Here is a 1197-nt window from a genome sequence, read left to right as displayed (position 1 = left end):
TAGTCTGGAGCGGGCCGCTCATCAAAGATGAGCGAGCCTCGCTCAAAATTAACTACGTTAATTTTGAGCGGGTTCGGCTGGCGGTGAAAATCTGGAGAGTAATCTTTAGCGAGAAATTACTCTATCCTATCAGTAAATATTACCAATCGTTCGGTGTAAATTTTTCTGGATTCATCCCAAACGCCGACACAGGTAACAAGATTAAGATGTATACCATTATCGGACGTAAAAACCTCGGGAGCGTAGGCCCCTGCATCATAGACGCGACTCTCCCGAACTACAAAAGAAACAGATTCTCCTAATGTATTTTCGACATGCAACTTATCCCCTTTGCGTAATTTATTTAAATCATCAAAGGCTGCCCCCCCAACTTTATAACCGCGGTGACCTGCAATAACAGCACTACCATTCTCTCCGGGACTGGTCCCTAGAGAAAACCATGCAACATTGTCACGCGCCTTAGGTACATCCATTGCTCCCTCGGGTGTGATGCCTACATGCTCGATTGCGGCATCGACATTGATACTTGGAATCTTCAAACGTACCGGAGGTTGGCTATTCGTTTGTTCCTGCTGATCCGGAGTAGTCGTATTTACAGCGAGTAGCTCCGTATCGCTCTGGATCGAATTCAACGAAACCGATTTTTGATTGAAGCTACCGGCAGAATACAAAAAACCAAACAGGCCGAATACAAATCCCGCAACTATGATTAAAAACAATTGTTTTCTCAAAAAAGTTTTCATACACTTATAACCCGGAAAGCCATCCGCCTTAGGCGGATGGCTTTCCTCACCAATCCTTCAGCACGCGAAACTAATTTGTTTGCTTCCTTCGAGTTGCGTAGAGCAAGGACAAAGACGCAATTATGACAACAGAGATAATGGTGTTCCAAGGGATGTTATTATCGGGACCAATTCCAGCATCTGGTAACGTAGGAATAGAAGCGATGTCGTCATTGGTAATAGTACAAGTTTTAGCATCGCCATCTGCAAGTGTGATACTTCCATCGGCAGCGCAATCTCCACCCCATACGCTGGCCGTATAACCAGGATCACTTGTTTCGCTCGCCGTATAGGTATCCGGAGTAAGGGTCGTTGCGACGCCACTTGCTACCGATGTCGTTCCTACAAAGAGAGGAAAATCGGAAACTGTCTTTGTACCTCCATCGTCATTGATGACGGTTTTGACGAGAGTAAG

General features: G+C 45.5%; 2 protein-coding genes. Both read right to left on the bottom strand.

Translation table 11 applies throughout. The features are described 5' to 3' along the window. Window positions 1-116: 116 nt before the first annotated feature. A complete protein-coding gene (locus tag WDZ40_01185; GenBank protein ID MEX0877459.1) occupies window positions 117-743 on the bottom strand; it encodes a class F sortase in 627 nt (208 codons plus the stop codon). Window positions 744-813: 70 nt separating this feature from the next. Beyond that, on the bottom strand, window positions 814-1197 hold a 384-nt coding region (locus tag WDZ40_01180), incomplete at its 5' end, for a hypothetical protein (GenBank protein MEX0877458.1).

This window comes from Candidatus Spechtbacterales bacterium, assembly GCA_040879145.1.
Lineage (GTDB): Bacteria > Patescibacteriota > Minisyncoccia > Spechtbacterales > 2-12-FULL-38-22 > JAWVZY01.
Note: the sequence above shows the minus strand (reverse complement) of the source record. Positions and strands in the feature narration are given on the sequence as shown.